This window comes from Candidatus Vampirococcus lugosii, from assembly GCF_018420025.1.
Classification (GTDB): domain Bacteria; phylum Patescibacteriota; class Gracilibacteria; order Absconditabacterales; family Absconditicoccaceae; genus Vampirococcus; species Vampirococcus lugosii.
Genome location: NZ_JAEDAM010000096.1, coordinates 1 through 20,413, shown reverse-complemented (window position 1 = coordinate 20,413; position 20,413 = coordinate 1). Strand labels below are relative to the sequence as shown.

The following is a 20,413-nucleotide window of genomic DNA, read 5'->3' as shown; positions in this document are numbered from 1 at the left end:
GAATAATTCTTTTTCTCACATATACAAATATTTTATCATTGATAATGTCAATGATTTCCCAAATCTTCTTGGTCTAGACAAAAAATAATACCTATTACTTATCAATAAATTATGTATTGTTTTAGTTTTATCTATATAATATCATTTTTCATTTATAAATGTTTTGAAATCTTGTGTTCATATCAATATTTTTTTCATTTCTTTAATTTTTTTAATTTTACTAAATCCTTTTCATTATATTTTTTTCTTTACCAAAATCAATATTTTTTTCCCGCCAAGCGAGGAAAATCAATAATTAACAATTTATACAGTAAATATTTTTAATTATATAAATATCCTTTAATATTATCGACACAAAAAAACAATTTTAAATTGATTTTTGAGTTTATTTGTTTATTATGTCATTTAAATTTAGTATTTATATTTTTTAATATGATTCATTATTTTTTTGTTCCTATTTTTATATGATTTATTATACAATTAATAAAAATACTTATAGATTTTTATAAAGAGAAAAAAATTAATGTTCAAAGTATACGAAGAGCTGGTTGATTTCCATCAGTTCATAGTTGAATATCAGCTAGTATAACAACTTTAATGTTATTAAAATTTTGAATAGATTCTTCAGAATTTGCTATAGCTTTTACTTTTTCATTTTTATTTTGGTATGATAGTATGAATGTAAGATATGAAGCTGGAAAACATGCCAAATATCTAAATAATATTAGTCATCAACTAAAAACAGTATTTGAATTTTGAGATAATAAATATATTCTTCTAAAAGAAAGATTATGACATACTTTATATGAAGTTTTGGCTTGAATATTGTTTTGATCAATAATTACTGTTATTTTATATACAATTTTTTATTAGTTTATGAAACATAAGCTTGGATCAAAAAGATTTTGGAAAAGAGAAAAAAATTTATTTAAGAAAAAATTAAGGTATATTAATATATTTCTTAATAAGAATAAAAAGAAATACTTTTTTTTATTCTTTTTTATAATTTTTTCTTTTATTTTGTATGTATCATTGCAATATACAATATTGTCCGATGATTATGAAATAAAAGAAATTAGATTCTTGGAAAAAAATATTAATGATTATCCAAACAAAGATATGTTTTCAAAAATACAATCTTGAATTATTTGAGAAAATTATTATATATTCAAGTATTTAAAAAAATGAAATTATGAAAAACAAATTTTGGATGAATTTAATATATTAAAATCTTTTGATATTAATCATATTTGAAACTGAGTTGCAATTTTGAATGTTAATTATGTTGATTTTGATTTTATTTTTACTAATGATAACTCATATATTGCAAGTTTTGGTGAGAATATGTTCTCTTTATATTCATGAAGTTCATTAATATCTGAAAATAATAAAATAAAAATACCAAATTATATAAAAAAATCACATATGGATAAATCTTTTTTTTATAAAGTAAATAGTAATTTATTAAAATCTCAAATTGAGGATATAAAAAATATAGTTTGAGAAGAAAATATTGATTATATAAAATATATTCCATGAGCTAGTAGAACTATTGTTTATCAAAATAATTGACCAGATTTATATTTTAATAATTTAGTAGATATATCTTTACAATTAAAAAAATATAGATGAATTGTAGCATCATCATTAGTTAATTATAAATCTCTTTTGGAAATTGATTTATGAAGTAATAATGATGTAATAATTAAAAATAAATAATTTATTTAAATAAAAAATATTAATTTATGAAAAAAATTAAAATAATAATAAGTCTTATTGTTGTATCATTAATAATAAATATTACATTCATAGTATGATATCACTTATTTACTCAAAATTATCTTTTGGAAAATAAACTTGTTGATGAAAATATACAAAATATAGACACATTATCATGAGTGGATAATGTAAATGATTTACAAGATATTTTAATAAATACAATTTCAAATTCTTGAAAATGAGTTGTTAGTATTATAATAAGTAGAGATTTGGACATATATTATCAAGATCCATTGAATTTTTTTGGTTGATATTCTCAACAAGAAAATCAAGAAATATGATGAGGTAGTTGAATAATTGTATCAAAAGATTGATATATAATCACAAATAAACATGTTATACAAGAAGCTAGAAGATGAAATACAAATTATACTGTTGTAACAAAAGATTGATTTAGATATGATGTAGATAAAATTTGGTTTGATCCTATTCTTGATATAGCAGTTTTAAAAATATTGAATGATGAAGGAAATGTTCCTTCAAATTTAAATACTGTAAATCTTGTATCTGTATTTGATAATATAAAAGTATGACAATTTGTTTTGGCTATATGAAATGCTTTATCACAATTTCAAGATAGTGCAAGTTTCGGTATTATAAGTTGAAAATGAAGACAACTTGAAGATATAAAAGCTGATAGTATTTATGTATGACTTTATCAAACAGATGCTCCTATAAATCCTGGTAATAGTGGTGGACCTTTGATGGATATTTGGGGAAATGTTCTTTGAATAAATACTGCTATAAGTGCTATAGGTCAGTGAATTTGATTTAGTATTCCTATAAATGAAGAATTTGTTGAATCAACTCTTGAGATGGTCATAAACGATAATGAAATTACAAGACCTTTTTTGTGAGTTGAACATACAGATATCAATAATGCTATAGCTATAGAAAATGAATTATCAGTCAAAAATTGAGTATTAATTTCTAATGTAGTTCCAAATTCATCTGCAGATAATGCATGAATTAAATCAGGTGATATAATCACACATATAAATTGAAATTTAATTTGAAAATGAAATACATTTTTATATCAATTATTCGCTTATAAACCATGAGATAATATACAATTTAGAGTTATTTCAGATTGAAATGAAAAAAATGTTGATGTTGAATTATGAGTTAGATAATTAAATTTATTTGAAATTTGTACTCAAAATAAATATAGTAATATTTTTAAATTTTTTGTATCTTTCAATAATAATATTTGAATACTTAACTTAAATTATTAAAATATATAATTTTTAATTGACATTTATATTTTTTTAATTATATAGGTACTTGCTGTTTTATTAAAAGACACAATTTATAATTTTTTTAATTTTATTAATAATATTTTCTTATGGTAAATAATTTTAGTGTAAACTTATTTAATTGATCAAAAAAATTAAAATGAGAATTGTTAGAGCTAAGAGAAACTAATTGACAACTTATAGAATACATTGAAAAAAATTTATGACTTTTGAAAAAACAAGTTATAGAACTTGCATCTGTAACAAGTAATATTGGTAATATCAAAACTACAATGTTTGAGAAAATAAATAATTTAAATGATATAATACAAAGATTAGATAAAGTTGTTTCACAAGTTCAAAAACTTTCTGACAATGCTCAATGACCTGAAGCTATTATAAATAATGCATTAGAAGCTTTGGAAAATTCATCTATTGATACTGATGAAGTAGTAGAAAACATAAAATATCTTATATCTGATATATTGAGTTTGGAAGAAAAAATAAATATTCATAATTATAATGCTCAAGAAGCAAAATCACTTACTTGAAATATTTCAGAAATTTCAAATCAATCAAATATTTTAACTATAAATGCTCAAATAGAGTCAGCTAGAGCATGAGTTGTAGGTAATGCTTTTTCTGTTGTTGCAGAAGAAATAAAATCTTTATCTAAAAAAACTGAAAATACTTCTAAAAAAACTTGAGATATAATTAATGATTTAATAGAAAAAAGTGAATCTCTAAAAGAGATAATTAAAAATATGGCACAAAAGTCAAATAATTCAAATCAATGAGTTGAAAATATTTTAAATAATATTTCAAAAGCAGTATGAGCAACTAAAGATGCAAAAGGTTGACTTGAATTACTTCAAAAAACTGTTGAAATAGTTCAAAATCAATTAGACAATACTATGAAAGAACTAGAAGAAACTTGATATGATTTAGATAATTCTAATAAATCATTGGATAGTGCATATTCACATCTGGACGAATCTCTTATAATATGTGAAAAACAAATGCAACTTTGAATTAATTATAATTTAAACATAGATGAATGAAAAATGGCAGAAATTGCTTCTCAAACTGCAGATTATTATAGTAAAATGTTTGAAGAAATTATAGATAAAGGTAAAACTGTAAAAAAATTAAAACTTGATTTAAATTGAAATCTTGTAGAACTTGTATGAATAATTACATTGGAAGAATTATTTGATGAAAAATTTATTGAAATTCCATGAACAAATCCTGTTCAATATATTACTTGATTTACTTGATTAACTGATGAATTCCAAAAAATACAAGAAAAAATTTTGGAAGAAGATGAAACATGAAAAATAATATTTTGTGCACCTGTATTCAAAAAAGATGGTTATTTACCTACTCATAATAAAAAATTTTCACATCCTCAAAGAAAATCTAATACAAAATCAGATATAAATCGAAATACAGCTAATTCAAGAAATAGAAGGAAATTTACTGATAGAGTTTGATTAAAAGCGGCTTCAAATAATGAAGAAAAAAAATTAGTACAAATTTATATAAGGGAAATGTGAGGTAAAACTATTCCTATGCTTGATATTTCTTCTCCTATATATGTAAAATGAGAACATTGGTGATGATTTAGAATGTGAGTTAAATTTGAATAAATTATAATAAAATATACTTACTACAAAATAAATCCTTGATCTATTCAAGGATTTATTTATAGATTTTAATCTACAAAGATAATATAAAACTCAAAAATAAAAAAAGATAAATTTGTTAATTACTATTTATATTTTTCATAAAAAATGGTGATAAATCTTTTTCCATTATGCAATAGAATAAATATTATTATACTGAAAATTTAACATTACTTGCACACAAAATATAAAAAAACCTTGAAAAAGATAAAAAAAATAATATAATTTAATTATACTAATTAATTTAAAAAATTAGTATTAAATTTATTTATATTATTACCATAATAATTATGAAGAAAATATGATTACTTTTTATGTGAATGTTCTTTTTATCTTGAATATCTTATTGACAAGATATTGCAGAATTAAGTGTATCTAGTGAGACAGTGAAACCATGAGAAGAAATAGATGTTACAATAAAAATTGAATGATGGAAGATTTGTAGAATTTCAACTAATAATTGAAAATGAACAAGACAAACATATAAGTCAAATCAAAAATGACTTATTATAGATAGAAGTGGACCAGTAAAATTTTATGATAATTGATGGACAGAAGTTAAATGTGATAATGAAGATTATAATTTAGATGATCCAGAGTTTTCAAAGAGGATTGAAATAAATGTTTGAGATAAAAATGAAAAAGAAGATAAAAATAAAGAAAAAGAAGAAGAAAGTAAATGAATAAGTAGTTTAATAAAAGAGATAGATAGTTTGGAGAAAGAATTAAAAGAGAAAGTTTGAAAATTGAATCCATCAGAGAAAATGATGTATAAGGGTTTTGTTGATAATATGCTTGAAAATTTGGAACTTGAAAAAAGGGATATTGCATGGTTAGTAGAAAAAATAGAAGCTATAAATAAAATAGAAGTTCAATTAAAAACACATAGTTTTTGGCCAGTATTAGATGTTGTATTTATTAATTTCAAAATTAAAGCATTAGAAATTCTTAATAAAAAGAGTGAAAATGAAATAAGTGGAATAATTGATACTATAATTTGAGAAGAAGATGGAAATATAAAAGATATAAAAGTAATAAGAGATATAAAAATACAAGATGAATCAGATTTTCTTATTAACTTAAAAAATATTTATAAAGATGATTATGAAAAACATAATCTACATATATGAAAACAAAAAAGATATCTTTTTCTGGTATTGCTTGATAATGCAAAAGAATATCCTAAAATATCATCATTACCTTGATATAAAAATGATGCTATAATTGCTGTTCCACAAAATTTTAAGTCAGCAAATATAGAATTACCGCTAAAAGGTTTATTATTTGATAAAAAATCTTGAATAAAAGAAGAAGATATATACTTTAATAAAAGTATTAATAAAATACAATTCAGAAAAGATAGAGATATAATAAGTATATGAATTGATCCTGTTTTGTGATCAAAAGATTTTTGATGATGTAGTATGTTTCCAATATCATTAGATTGAGAAACTTATTATATTGAAGTGAATAAAAATTATGAAGCTAAATTAGTAAATAAATGTTGAGAATTAAAAGAAGATAAATCTGATGTGCCATTTATTGTAGTTAAAGATAATTACGGTAAATCTTTGAAAGATATTGTAATTAAGGCAGAAAAAGGAATGAATACAGCAAAAGGAGCTTTTGGTATGGCTATTGATTGAAGTTCTTATAAGAATTGATGATATTATACTTATGAAAAATTTATGGATAAATTTAATAAATGAGATAAAGTAAATATTACTTTGGAAAGAAAAGGATATAATGATATAGAATTTGATATTAAATTAGAAGATTGAGGTTTTAAATTTTGAGATGTTTTTTCATCAACACATGGTGCAGTAGTAAAAAGAGATTATAATGATAGTTTATATGTAGAATATAATGATAATGTATTGAAAGAAGAAAAAGAAGGTGAAGATGGTAAAGATAAATGAAATTGTTATAAAAGCATTAATAGACAACAGTGTGAAAATATTTCATCACAAGTTATACCAAATTCAAGCATTATACTTAAAACAAATAAATGAGATAATTTACAAAATTTTAATAGTGTTAGTTGTAATAACAATTATCTTGAAGCACATTGGGAGGGCACACAATCAGCACAAGTTCGTTGGAATTTAGAACCTACAATATGTCTTTCTTATGAAATAGATAAAGATAAAGATAAAGAAGGTGAAAAAGAAAAAGATAAAGAAGGTGAAAAAGAAAAAGATAAAGAAGATACTATTACTATAACTGTTTCAGATCCAAATAATATTACTAATATTGACTGAACTTGGAAAAAAGAAGTTTCTAAAAATAAAAAGTATGTAGGTTGAGGTTTTAAATTAAAATCAGGTATAAATTCTTTTATAATTAAACATAAAGGTAAAAATCTTACTGTTAAGACTAATTCATCTCCTTGAAGAATAAATTCAGGTTGTGGTGTTAATGTTTATACAACTGAACAATGATGAAACACAACTTATGGTTTATACTTTTGAATAGGTTCAAAAACTGATCCTACACTTTTGAAATCTGATGTAGATTGTCATTATGAAATACTATCAACTGATAATAATAATAACAATAATAATAACAATAATAATAATAATAACAACAACAATAATAATAATAACAACAACAATAATAATAATAACAACAACAATAATAATAAAACATGTGAAGCTACTGTAATAGATTGATATGAAATAGCAGAAAGAAATTGAAGACAATTGGTTAATAAAGAAGTAAATGTAGATTATTGAGTAGTAAGATATAGACAGGATTTTAAATGTGATAATAATACTGGTAAGTGGGAAAAAGTAGGTGAACCAAGAGAAACAATAAGAAGTTGTAATGATTGATATGAAGAAAAAACAACAAGTAGATTATCAAGTGTTATTCAGGAATGTATTCCTATGTGACAATGTTATTTATGAAGTGTTGAAATAGAAAGTACTTGAGAAAAAGTAGGAGATAATCAAGTTTTAAGCTCTGGTACAAGATTGAGATCTGAAGGTTTTGCAGATGTTTTAACTAGGAGTAGATGTTTATCAGAATGTAATAAAATAGCTTGAACTACAACAGTAAGGGATACAACATGTTGATGGATAAATAGATCAAATGATGGAACTAGAACAAATTATATATTAGAAAATTATTCAAGTTGAAGAGGATGTAGTCAACAAGAAGTTAATTGAGTAAGAGTTCATCAAATGAAAGATTGACAAGTATTATCATATCATTATATATCAAGTACTTATGGTATGCCAAATTCTGCAAAAAGAATTTTTAAATGTGATAATTGAAAAATAACAGAACTTGATAATTGAAGGAGAATTGATGTGTTAGATATATGAGATGAATGTTGGTATCAAAGTTGATGGACTAATCCATGATCTGTTATGGCAACTGATAATCCAAATTCTGGAAGCAATTCTTCTGTTTTATTAGACTCTGATGATATTGGTAATACTAATCCATTGCCAAATGCTTTAAACAGAGTTTGTTACGAAAATTATTGATCTTATTCTAGAATTAGAGCAAGAGGAGGAATAGACAAATTAGATTTGAAATGATGATATACACAATGGACTTGGTTTTGTGAAGCTCCTAGGTTATCAAGATGAGAAATAGCTAGTTTAAATAGTACTGTGTGATGATATTGTACAAGATAAATATATTTTATCATATAAAAAAGAGTAGAATAATTTTTTATAAAAACTAATAACAAAAAAAGTGTATTTATAAAATACACTTTTTTTGTTATTAAGATAAACAACATGTTGAATTTGATAAGTAACCTACTAATTATATATAAATATTAGTAAAATATTAAAATTAATCATTTAATATACCTAATCTAGCACTAATTTCAGCATCTACAAATTGTCTTTTTCTTCAATATTTTTTGCTACAATATTCTTTTAATATTTCAGCAACTTTTGGATTTTTGTAATCTTCTGTCCATATAGTATTCATACTAAATACTCTACTAGATGCATTAGAAATATTTAATTTAATATACACTTTAAAATTTGATATACCAACTATATCTTGAGGAGAAAGAACTGGAGCATATTCTTTTTCCAAAGCTTCTGCATCTGGTGCTCATATTTTAAAACTTTGCATAGTTCATACATTACCAAATACTGCATCTTTTACTCAACCTGAATCTCACATTCATCAATTAGATCATTCAAGCTGTCATATATATTGATGAGCCATTATTAATGCCAAATGATATTTTCTAGCTTCTGATAAAATATCGGCAAAAGTATCAGTAACAAAATTTTGAAACTCATCAACATATAAGAAAAAATCTCTTCTTTGATCTTCTGGAATATCAGCTCTTGACATAGCTGCATTATTTATTTGACTTACCAAAATCATACCTAAAAGCTGTGCATTCATTTCACCAAGCTTTCATTTACTTAAATTTACAAGCAATATTTTCCCTTCATCCATAGCTTTACGAAAATTAATAGCTGATTTTGTTTGTCATATAATATTTCTAATAAGTCTATTAGTAATAAAATTAACAAATTTGGAAGTAAAATAAGGAATAATTTCTTGTTTTTCTCTATCACCCATAGCATTATATGTTTTATCCCAAAAATTTTTAACTACAGGATTTTTTACTTTTTTGATTTTATATTCTCTAAAAGTTTCATCAGTAAATAATCTTGGAACATCAATTAATGATGCTCATTCTTCCATATCTTCCAATAATGTTAAACTTGCATATTTGAAATATTCTTGAATTCTAGGTCCAAAAATTTCTGGTCCAAACATTTTCATAAATATTTCAGTAGCATCATTTACAACTCTATCTGCTTGATCTTGATTATCAATTTCATAAAGATTAAGTCACATAGGTCTTTCCTCATTACCTGCATCAAAATATATAACATCTTTTGCTCTTTCTTTAGGAATATATTCCATAATATCTTCTACCAAATCTCAATGGGGATCTATAACACAAAGTCAATCTCAATTCCAAACATCTTGTCTAGCCATACTTGCAATATAAACTGATTTACCTCAACCAGATTTTCAAATAATATAATGATGTCTAGATCTATCTTTTTTCCTCATATAAATAGGAGTAAATCTATTTCTATAAACATTAACTCATAAAAGTGTTCAATCTTTAAAAACTCTAAGTCAAGTTTGTAAAACATTTACAGTTTCTTTTACATAATCTTTACCGTTTTTAGTTATTATTTCTTTATCAAATAATTCATTTTTTTTATAATTTTCTATAGGAACTAATTTTTCTTTTTTAGTTTTTTTCTTACCAACTGCCCAATGTCTTACTCATTTAAATATTTTTGATATATTTCAATCTAAATATTCTTCAGCAACTTTTCAAGTGATAAAAAAATTATTTGGTTTTTCCATTTTTGGTAAATTATCTGGAGCAGGTAATGCCTTGTAATCCATCCATTTTATAATTGGAGAACGATTAAATAATCAATCTGGAATATGAAAAAATCAAGCTAATTCATTTACCGTAAAAATATTTTTTTTATAAAAGAAATTTGGCAAATGAAAAAATATAGCAAATTTCCATAAAGGTTTAAATATAAATCAAAAAATATCATGCATAATTTCTGGTTGATTTAATCAATTATTATATTCATCTTTATATATAGTAAGTGCTGATACTACTGTTTGCAAATTTGCTCATAATCTATCTTTATAATCTGAAGAAGTGATTAACATCATACCAGAGATAAATGCAGGTTTACCAGCTTCTTCTCACATAGCATTTAATGCATCTTCTTCAGATTTAACCATACGAATAATTGGATCTCATTGACTGTCATTATTACTAAATTTTTTAACTAATCAATCAGAAGGTCAATGTATTAAAAAATCAAAAAATTTCCAAGGGAAAACAAGTTTTTTCCATAAAGGAGTAGACAATGTTACTGATTCATCTTTTTTATATAATGCATTTGCAAAATTTTGTGCTTTAATATTAAAACTTGATCAAGCAGGTTTTATAGTTGTAAATATTGTAAATGTATCTTCATTAGAAATTTTTCAAATAGCATCCAAAACATTATTCAAAGGATCATCTTCAAGTTGTTTAAATATTCTTATAGGATAAACAGGATCTTTTTCAGGATGTATAGGAATTATATCATAATATGTTTTTGCAAAAAAATGAGGTATTTTAATAGTTTCTACACTTGCATCAGAATATTGAGCTGTAATAGCTCATTCCAAAATATTTTTATATTCAGGATATACTGCAAAAAGTAATTGTAATTGTCAATCTTTATAATGTAAAGCAAAAGAAACTTTAGGTTTTGAAAACACATAATTCATAATTATATCCCGAACAGATAATTCTCAAAGTTTATGAATATTTCTAAAAACTTGTCCCATCCTAGCTATTTTTTCATGCATATCTTTTGCAATTTCTTTTTGCATTTCTCTTTCTTCTCTACTATCTCACCTAGGAATTATTACTCTAAGATATTGAATTCTTCTTATATTCAAAACATCATACAAAAAAGCAAAAAGATATTTAAATAATTTCCAAATAAATATTATTAAAATAATTCATAACAATCATATTCATATTATTTTTAATGCAAAAAGTGAAGTATCAATTATAGAATCAAATTGTCAAACTTCTTGCTCTTGATTTTCTTGAAATTCTCAATTTTCTTGATTCTCTCAGTTAAGTTCATCATAGATTTTTCAAACACTAGTTCATTTTCATTCTCATTTATCATTGGATATTCATTCTTCTTCAGCAGAATAATGGTAATTATTATTAGATTTTAAATTATTAATAAAATCAGATATTCAAGATGATCAACCAAAATGTCTATAACAATTAGAAATATTTTCTCACCAAACATTTTTTGCTATAGATCAAACAGGTTCATCTTCATTAAATGATTTTGATTCAATATAATCTATAAGAAATTGCTCACATTTTTTCTTTTCCATCTAATTATTTTGTTTTTATTTTTAAAATAAAGTATATTCTAATATATTTTATTAATAATACTACTATAATTCATATAAAACATATTCATATTATTTTAAATAAGTAAATAGAACTATCAATCATAGAATCAAACTGTCAAATATTTTCTTGTTTTATATTTTCTTGTTTTATATTTTCTTGTTTTATATTTTCTTGTTTTATATTTTCTTGAATTTCTTCTTCTTTCTGTTTTATTGTTTCTTTTTTATTATTTTTTCATTTTTCTTCAGTATATTTATAGTTTTGATTAGATTTTAAATTTTTAATAAAATCCTTTATATCAGCTGATCAACCAAAATATTTATAACAATTAGAAATATTCTCTCACCAAGCATTTTTCATTATATATGAAATACTCTCTTTATCATTAAAATTTTTTGATTTAATATAATTTGCAAGATATTGCTCACATTTTTTATTTTCCATAAAATTATTTTATTTTAATTTTTTATATTAAAATTAATATATACATCTAATATATTTTATATATTTAAGTTTAATTTGTCAAATAAATATAGATTTAATTTAATTAAATTATATAGATTTAAGTATATAAAAAAATATTTAAAAAACTCTATAACAAATAATTTTAACATTCAAGTTGGATAAATTTTAGCAGGACTATACAAAATTATATCTATATTTTTATTTGATATTTATGAAAAAATAATTATATTATATATAATAAATTTTAATTAAAACTTAATTTGAATTATTTATGAAGAAAAAAATAAATAAAAATTTTAAAACAAAAGTTAATAATTTATTTAAACTAATAAAAAAAAATAAAATTTTTAAATATTGTTGGAAAACTCATTACATATTTAGAATATGTATTTGAATAATAATTTTACTTTTTTGAATTTTTGCTTATCTTACTCCTACACCTTTTGCTACATTGATACTTTTTTTGTGATTAGCTCTAATTTTTCCTATAAAAAAAATAAAATCAAATTTTTTATATATTATCAATAAAACATATATTAAACATTATATAATTTCTATATATTTAAATTATAAGTATAAAAATATTTCCAAAAAAAATATAAAATTAATAGAAAGACCAAAAATAAAATTTAATAAAAAAATTTAATTTATTATTATTAATAATGTGAATCAAAAAGTTGGCTCCATATATTATAAATAAATTGAAAGCATGAGAAGTTGTAGAAAGACCAAGTTCTGTGGTAAAAGAATTAATTGAAAATAGTTTGGATGCAGGTGCCAATGATATTATTTTGGAAATTAGTAATGGTGGTAAATCTTTTATAAAAGTAGAAGATAATTGATTTTGAATTTCTCAAGAAGATCTTGAACTTTCTATTCAAAGTTATGCAACTTCCAAAATAAAATCTGATGAAGATTTACTTGATATATCTTCTTTTGGTTTTAGATGAGAGGCATTATCTACAATTTCTGAAGTTAGTAAGTTTACTATACAAACAAAATCTACTAATGATACTGTGGCAAATCAACTTATAAAAATAGATAAAAATATATCTATCAAACAAATTGCTTTTGATAAAGAACATTGAACTAAAGTTTTGGTACAAGATTTATTTTTTAATGTTCCTGCTAGACAAAAATTTTTAAAAACTGAAACCACTGAATATAATTATATTTTGGACATATTTTTAAATTTTGTTATTCAAAATTACGATAAAAAATTTAGACTTATAAAAAATGGTAAAATAATTAAAAATTTTAATAAAGTTAATGATTGTCTTACAAGACTTTTGCAAGTTTATAAAGAATCTTGGAAAAATAATATAAAAATATTGGAAAATGAATTTAATAAAATTTCTATATTTGGTGTAGCAAGTGATAGTACACTTACATTTTCTTCTCCAAGTAATATTAAAATTTTTGTAAATAATAGACCAGTACAAGACAAAATAATAAAAAAAGCCATTCTTGATTTTTACAAAAGACAAATAAGTCCTTGACAATTTCCTCTTGCTATTATTTTTTTACAAATAGATTGAAGTTTGGTAGATGTAAATGTGCATCCAAGAAAACAAGAAGTTAAATTTCAAGATCCTAATAGTATTTTTAATTTAATAACTCAAACATTATCATCTTGTTTTAGTAGTGAAAAAGTTTCTAGTGCTAGTCTTAATTATCAGAAAGATTATCAAAATAATTTTGTAAATAAATCTTATAATTCTTGATTTAATAATAATTTTTATAAAAGTTGATTTGCTGAACCAAAATCAAATTATTGATCTTCTTTTAATTTCCCTGAACAAACAAATATTTATTCAAAATCAAATTTTGATTGAGTACAAAATAATTCTATTATAAATAATAATTTTCAAGAATTTCAAGTTATTTGACAAATATGGAATAGTTTTATAATTTTGCAAGGTGAAAATGAATTATATTTTGTAGATCAACATGCTTTGGCAGAAAGAATTGCTTTTGAAAAAATGAAAAAAGATATGACAGAAAATAATTTAGAGCCTGAAATAATACTTAATCCAATTAGTATTCAAGTTCCTAAAAATATAAATACTGATCAAAAGATAGAACAATTAAATAATTTATGATTTGATATATCTATGATATGAGAAGATTCTATTGCTATATATTCAGTTCCCAAAATTTTCATAAAATATAATATAGATTTGGAAAAAGTAATAGATAAAATAATTTATTCAGAAAATATTTCTTTGGATAGTATATTTGATGAAATATTTGCTACTAAAGCTTGTAAAACATCAATAAAAGCTTGAGATAAACTTTCAATACCAGAAATGGTAAATTTAATAAATGATTGATATAAAAACATAGATAAAATGTTTGTTTGTCAACATTGAAGACCAAGCATAGTAAATATATCAAAAGAAAATATAGAAAAACTTTTTGATAGATAAAAAATTTATATTAATTTTTACTTAATATATTATATACTTTTTATATACTTTCCTGTTTTAAATTAATACAAATTTTAAATTAATACAAAACAAACTATCACTAATTAAATTTTTTTAAAAAAATCAACAAAAAAACTAATTAAATTAATAATTAGCTTTTTTTAAACATTTATATTCATATCAATGCAATAATAATTAAAAGAAGTATGGTATATAAACCCTTGTTTATTTTATTCTCTACTTATATCTTTACTTTAAAGATGGTCCATCCCCACGTTCCCGTAGGGATACCTTGTTACGACTTTACCCCAGTCGCTAATTCCCTTCTTACACCACTCTGTAGTGCTTCAAAGAGCCTCAGCTCCCATGGTATGACGGGCGGTGAGTGCAAGGAACAGGGACATATTCACGGTGGCATGGCTGATCCACCATTACTAGCAATTCCAACTTCATGTAGTCGAGTTCCAGACTACAATCCGCACTAAGGTTGGTTTTTCATGATTTGCTCCATCTCGCGATATCGCCTCATATTGTACCAACCATTGTATTGTCTCTGACGCCCTAGGCATAAGGGCCATAATGACCTGACGTCATCCTCTCCTTCCTCCCTCTTGCGAAGGCAGTCTACTTAGACATCTTAACTAAGTACGAGGGTTGCGCTCGTTCCCGGACTTAACCGGACACCTTGCGGCACGAGCTGACGACGGCCATGCAGCACCTGTCACTTAGCTCCTAGTAATCTAGGCACTTCTATATTTCTATAAAATCCTAAGGATGTCAAGCCTAGGTAAGATTCTTGGCTTATTATCCAATTAATCGAGACAATCCACTGCTTGTGTATTCCCCCGCCTATCCCTTTGAGTTTCAGTCTTGCGACTGTACTCCTCAGGTGGCTCGCTTAACGCGTTTGCTTACAGCACTCCCACTCTCGTGAAAACACCTAGCGAGCATAGTTTACGGCATAGACTACCAGGGTATCTAATCCTGTTTGCTACCTATGCTTTCGTCCATCACCGTCAGATTAATTATAGTTAACTGCTTTCGCTTTCGGCATTCCTCCCGATATCAACAGATTTCACCCCTCCACCGAGAATTCCATTAACCTCTAACTATCTCTAGTTATACAGTATCTACCCCCTCTCTTTGGTTGAGCCAAAGCTTTTAAAAGTAGACTTATACAACCGGCTACGGACTCTTTACACCCAGTAATTCCGGATAATGCTTGCCACCTACGTATTACCGCGGCTGCTGGCACGTAGTTAGCCGTGGCTTATTCCTGGGGTACCGTCATTCGTCTTCCCCCAGAAAAGGAGTTTACACCCCTTAAGGCTTCTTCCTCCACGCGGAGTCGCTGGGTCAGGCTTTCGCCCATTGCCCAATATTCCCCACTGCTGCCCCCCGTAGGGGTATGGGCCGTGTCTCAGTCCCATTGCGGCCGATCAACCTCTCAGTCCGGCTACCCGTCATTGCCTTGGTAAGCATTTACCTTACCAACTAGCTGATAGGACGCACACCTCTCCTAAAGCGGTAAACCTTTACTCTTAGTGTATCTCAACTCCAAGAGACTATGAGGAATTAGCGGGATTTCTCCAGTTGTTCCTCACTTTAGGGTAAGTTAAGTACGCGTTACTCGCCCGTCTGCCGCTAATCTCATACATATTCATTATATCAGTGCAAGCACTTCAATAAATCATACAAATGGATTCGCTCGACTTGCATGTGTTAGGCGCTCCGCTAGCATTCATCCTGAGCCAGGGTCAAACTCTTCATAAATAAGTCTATAACCATACTTCCTTTAATTATTATTACATCTCTTTTAATGACCTTCTTATTATTTTATTATAATACATCTTATTATATTATATTATATCAACATTAAGTAACTCATCAGCACTTAATATTGGTGGCACCAATTTACTTTCCCAGCTCCAGTAGAACCAGTATCATCAACCAATATTAACTTAACTTCTGTGTTCGGAATGGTAACAGGTGTCTCCTAATATTGCATTAATACCACCAATATTAAATACTAATCTATTATCTATTTAATATTGTCTATATATTCAAGAAACTTTTACTAAAGTAATCTTATATAATGATTTATATCATATTTTCAATACTTTTTACTACTTTCTTACTACTTTCTTAATAATTTTTTATAGTATTTTTTTATATTATATTATATTATATTATATATTCTACTAATTTATAATTTTATCATCACATACAAATTAATACATTATATTTTTAAAAGAACGATAAGCCCTCTCGGTCTATTAGTATATCTTTGCTAAATATGTTACCATACTTTTACATGATACCTATCAACCCCGTAGTCTACAGGGGACCTTATTTTGATCGTTTGCAAGCAAACAATCAACTGGGCAACCTAATCTTGGAGTTGGCTTCCTGCTTATATGCTTTCAGCAGTTATCCTTTCCCAGCATAGCTACTCGGCTCTGCTCATGGTTGAACAACCGAAACACCAGAGGCTAGTCCATCCCGGTCCTCTCGTACTAGGAACAGATCTCCTCAAGTTACCTGCGGATATGGTAGATAGGGACCGAACTGTCTCACGACGTTCTGAACCCAGCTCGCGTACCACTTTAATGGGCGAACAGCCCAACCCTTGGGACCTAATACAGCCCCAGGATGTGACGAGCCGACATCGAGGTGCCAAACAGGATCGTCGATGTGAACTCTTGGATCCTATTAGCCTGTTATCCCCGGAGTAGCTTTTATCCGTTGAGCGGACTTCTTTCCACACAGAAAGTCCGGATCACTTTCACCTAGTTTCCTACCTGTTCGACCTGTCAGTCTCACAGTTAAGCTAGCTTTTGCGAATATACTTCTTCCACGGTTTCCATCCGTAGTAAGCTAACCTTTGTACGCCTCCGTTACTCTTTAGGAGGCACCCGCCCCAGGTAAACTGTCCAGCAGGCACTGTCCTTCACTTCGTGAAGTTAGTGTCAAAATATATAAAAGATGGTATCTCAAAGTTGACTCCAGTACAACTAGCGCTATACCTTCCTAGTCTCCCAACTATTCTGAATAATATATATCTCAACACAATACCAACCTACAGTAAAGCTTCACGGGGTCTCTCCGTCTTACCACATCTACCCGGCATTTTTACCGGGATTGTAATTTCACCGAGTCTAGATACAAGACAGTATGGGGATGGTTGTGCCATTCATGCGGGTCGGAACTTACCCGACAAGGAATTTCGCTACCTTAGGACCGTCATAGTTACGGCCGTCGTTTACCAGTGCTTCACACCTTAGCTTTCACCAAAGAGCTTAACATTCTGGCACTGGACAGGCATCACCTCCTATACATCCTCTTTCGAGTTAGCAGGAAGCTGTGTTTTTGGTAAACAGTCCCCCCCATGTCATTCGCTGCGGCCTACTATGTTATTTCACAATAGGCAGGACTTATCCCGAAGTTACGTCCGCTTTTTTGCCGAGTTCCTTATATCTAGTTGTCTCGATCGCCTTAGTATTCTCTACCTGCCTACCTGTGTCGGTTCTCGGTACGAGCTATTTAATCTTATGTTTAGTGGTTTTTCTTGATACCAGAACTATAAAACTCCCACATATCTCTACATAGTTGTTATCATATCTCAACTTAATTCTGCAACGGATTTTCCTATCACAAACAAATTAGCTAAGCTAATTTTGTCTCAATACTTAAACTCTATATATCCTTATAAAGCTTTTACACATCCCAATATGTTACCACAAAACATAAGATTAAATAGGTACAGGAATATTAACCTGTCTTCCATCGGAACACCCTCTCGGGATTACCTTAGGTCTCGACTAACCCTTTTTCGATGAACGTTGAAAAGGAATCCTTAGGCTTCCGGCGGTATGGATTTTAACCATACGGCGTTACTCATGCCAGCATTTTCACTTCTATATCGTCCATATAGGCTTACACCACAACTTCTACCAATATAGAACGCTCCCCTACCAATTACAATCTTATCATAATTCTTCAACTTCGGTAAATAGCTTTAGCCCCGTTACGTCTTCGGCGCTTTCCCACTTGTTCAGTGAGCTATTACGCACTCTTTAAAGGATTGCTGCTTCTAAGCAAACCTCCTGAATGTCTCAGCAAGAAAACATCCTTTTCCACTTAGCTATTATTTTGGGACCTTAGTTGGAAGTCTGGGCTGTTTCCCTCTTGGCTATGAAGCTTATCCCACATAGCCTAACTCCACAAAATTATTGATAGCATTCGAAGTTTAACAAGGTTTGGTAATATCTCTCGATACCCCTAGCCTTATCAGTGCTCTACCTCTACCAAATCTAATTTGCAGGCCAACCCTAAAGTTGTTTCGGGGAGAACCAGCTATCACCGTATTCGATGAGCTTTTCACTCCTATCCACAAGTCATCCGAAGGATTTGCAGCTCCAAACGGTTCGGACCTCCACTCGACTCTCATCGAGCTTCATCCTGCTCATGGATAGCTCATACGGCTTCGGGTCCAATAACATAAACTATTTCGCCCTATTCAGACTCGGTTTCCCTACGGCTCCAACTATCACTGTCTTAACCTTGCTCATGCTATTGACTCGCTGGCCCATTCGTCAATAGGTACGCAGTCACTTTATTTAAAGCTCCTACTCCCTTGTAAGCTTAGGATTTCAAAATCTATTTCACTCCTCTTTCAGAGGTTCTTTTCACCTTTCCCTCACGGTACTATTCACTATCGGTATAAAAAAGTATTTAGTCTTATACAGTGGTCTGCACAGATTCATGCCAAATTTCTCGTGTTTGACACTACTTGGGAAATAAACATATAAACACATAATACTTTAAACTACAGGACTTTCACCTTCTATAGTATAGTTTCCCACCTATTTCATCTAGCATTATATATAATATACAGATCTACCTAAAATCTATAGTTTACTCCCTCAACACCAATATAGCAACGATTAGGCTCTTTAACACTATATCAGTTTAGACTATTCCCCGTTCGCTCGTCACTACTAAGAGAATCTCTTACGATTTCTTTTCCTCAGGGTACTGAGATATTTCACTTCCCCTGGTTCCCATTCTATACCTTAAGTATAAAATATCTTGTTATACAAGATAGGTTCCCCCATTCGGATATTCACGACTATAACGGCTACTGACTCCTCATCGTGACTTTTCGCAGTCTTTCACGTCCTTCTTCGGCTTTTTTATCCAAGGTGTCCATCCTAAGCTTTTAATAGGCTTATCGTCTCTTAAAAATATAATATATCAATCTGTTAATGATCTTCTTTTTTTTAATTAGCATTTACATCCAAATATTTAACTCACTTTTTGTCGTTGAAGTAAGAAACAGTATAATTATTTTATTTAATTTTTCAAGTCCTTTTTTGACTTTTTTCTACTTAAATCAATATCTAATTTAAATAGCGGGCGACGAGACTCGAACTCGCAACATTCTGCTTGGAAGGCAGATACTCTAGCCAATTGAGTTACACCCGCAAATGGGCTTGACTGGACTTGAACCAGTGACCTACCGGTTATGAGCCGGTTGCTCTAACCAACTGAGCTACAAGCCCTCAATTGAAACAAATTATTGTAATACAATATATAACTTTTTTTTTAAAAAAATCAAGTCTTTTTTTATTAATCTAACTACAGTAACAAGAACTAATAAAAACAATAAATAAAAAAAGTGGAATTACTGGAAATTTATAAAAAACTGTAAACAACACTACCATTTTACACCAATTAAGGTTTACCAACAATATTTGGCAAACGATTTGAAATATATTTTAAAATTAAATTATTATATTTATTTATTTTTTTTGATATAGGAGTTGTTGATGCAGACATTTTTACTTTTGAAAG

At 27.2% G+C, this 20,413-nt stretch carries 9 protein-coding genes, 2 tRNA genes and 3 rRNA genes; 6 read left to right on the top strand and 8 right to left on the bottom strand.

The window, feature by feature from the left end; genetic code table 25:
- Positions 1–198 (bottom strand): AAA family ATPase (locus VAMP_RS05095; protein WP_213349862.1); only part of this gene is annotated, 198 nt, incomplete at its 3' end.
- Between the two features lie 234 nt (positions 199–432).
- On the opposite strand from VAMP_RS05095, the gene VAMP_RS05090 reads away from it, so the two are divergent.
- The 5 genes from VAMP_RS05090 (at position 433) to VAMP_RS05070 (ending at position 8,346) form a co-directional block, all read left to right on the top strand.
- Entirely contained in the window at positions 433–873 is a 441-nt protein-coding gene (locus tag VAMP_RS05090) for a divergent PAP2 family protein (RefSeq protein WP_213349861.1), read from the top strand.
- Between the two features lie 159 nt (positions 874–1,032).
- A complete protein-coding gene (locus tag VAMP_RS05085; RefSeq protein WP_213349860.1) occupies positions 1,033–1,719 on the top strand; it encodes a hypothetical protein in 687 nt (228 codons plus the stop codon).
- 26 nt (positions 1,720–1,745) lie between these two features.
- Entirely contained in the window at positions 1,746–2,912 is a 1,167-nt protein-coding gene (locus VAMP_RS05080) for a S1C family serine protease (RefSeq protein ID WP_213349859.1), read from the top strand.
- A 212-nt stretch (positions 2,913–3,124) separates the two neighbouring features.
- Positions 3,125–4,663, top strand: a complete 1,539-nt coding sequence (locus VAMP_RS07205; RefSeq protein WP_213349858.1) for a methyl-accepting chemotaxis protein — start codon at positions 3,125–3,127, stop codon at positions 4,661–4,663.
- 326 nt (positions 4,664–4,989) lie between these two features.
- Positions 4,990–8,346 carry a hypothetical protein gene (locus VAMP_RS05070; RefSeq protein ID WP_213349857.1) on the top strand — a complete coding sequence of 1,119 codons (3,357 nt, stop codon included), beginning with the start codon at positions 4,990–4,992 and terminating at the stop codon, positions 8,344–8,346.
- Between the two features lie 163 nt (positions 8,347–8,509).
- Here the strand turns inward: VAMP_RS05070 and VAMP_RS05065 are convergent, their stop codons facing one another.
- Complete coding sequence (locus VAMP_RS05065; RefSeq protein WP_213349856.1) at positions 8,510–11,641, bottom strand: type IV secretory system conjugative DNA transfer family protein; 3,132 nt, start codon at positions 11,639–11,641, stop codon at positions 8,510–8,512.
- A 4-nt stretch (positions 11,642–11,645) separates the two neighbouring features.
- Positions 11,646–12,107 carry a hypothetical protein gene (locus VAMP_RS06795; protein ID WP_213349855.1) on the bottom strand — a complete coding sequence of 154 codons (462 nt, stop codon included), beginning with the start codon at positions 12,105–12,107 and terminating at the stop codon, positions 11,646–11,648.
- Between the two features lie 683 nt (positions 12,108–12,790).
- On the opposite strand from VAMP_RS06795, the gene mutL reads away from it, so the two are divergent.
- Positions 12,791–14,557 carry a DNA mismatch repair endonuclease MutL gene (gene mutL, locus VAMP_RS07200; RefSeq protein WP_213349854.1) on the top strand — a complete coding sequence of 589 codons (1,767 nt, stop codon included), beginning with the start codon at positions 12,791–12,793 and terminating at the stop codon, positions 14,555–14,557.
- A 253-nt stretch (positions 14,558–14,810) separates the two neighbouring features.
- Here the strand turns inward: mutL and VAMP_RS05050 are convergent.
- The 5 genes from VAMP_RS05050 to VAMP_RS05030 all read right to left on the bottom strand — a co-directional run bounded on the left by VAMP_RS05050 (position 14,811) and on the right by VAMP_RS05030 (position 20,121).
- A 16S ribosomal RNA gene (locus VAMP_RS05050) occupies positions 14,811–16,330 on the bottom strand.
- Between the two features lie 128 nt (positions 16,331–16,458).
- Positions 16,459–16,575: ribosomal RNA gene (gene rrf, locus VAMP_RS05045) — 5S ribosomal RNA — on the bottom strand.
- A gap of 237 nt (positions 16,576–16,812) precedes the next feature.
- Positions 16,813–19,792, bottom strand: a 23S ribosomal RNA gene (locus VAMP_RS05040).
- Between the two features lie 178 nt (positions 19,793–19,970).
- Positions 19,971–20,044, bottom strand: a tRNA-Gly gene (locus VAMP_RS05035).
- A gap of 3 nt (positions 20,045–20,047) precedes the next feature.
- Positions 20,048–20,121, bottom strand: a tRNA-Ile gene (locus VAMP_RS05030).
- Between the last annotated feature and the right edge of the window lie 292 nt (positions 20,122–20,413).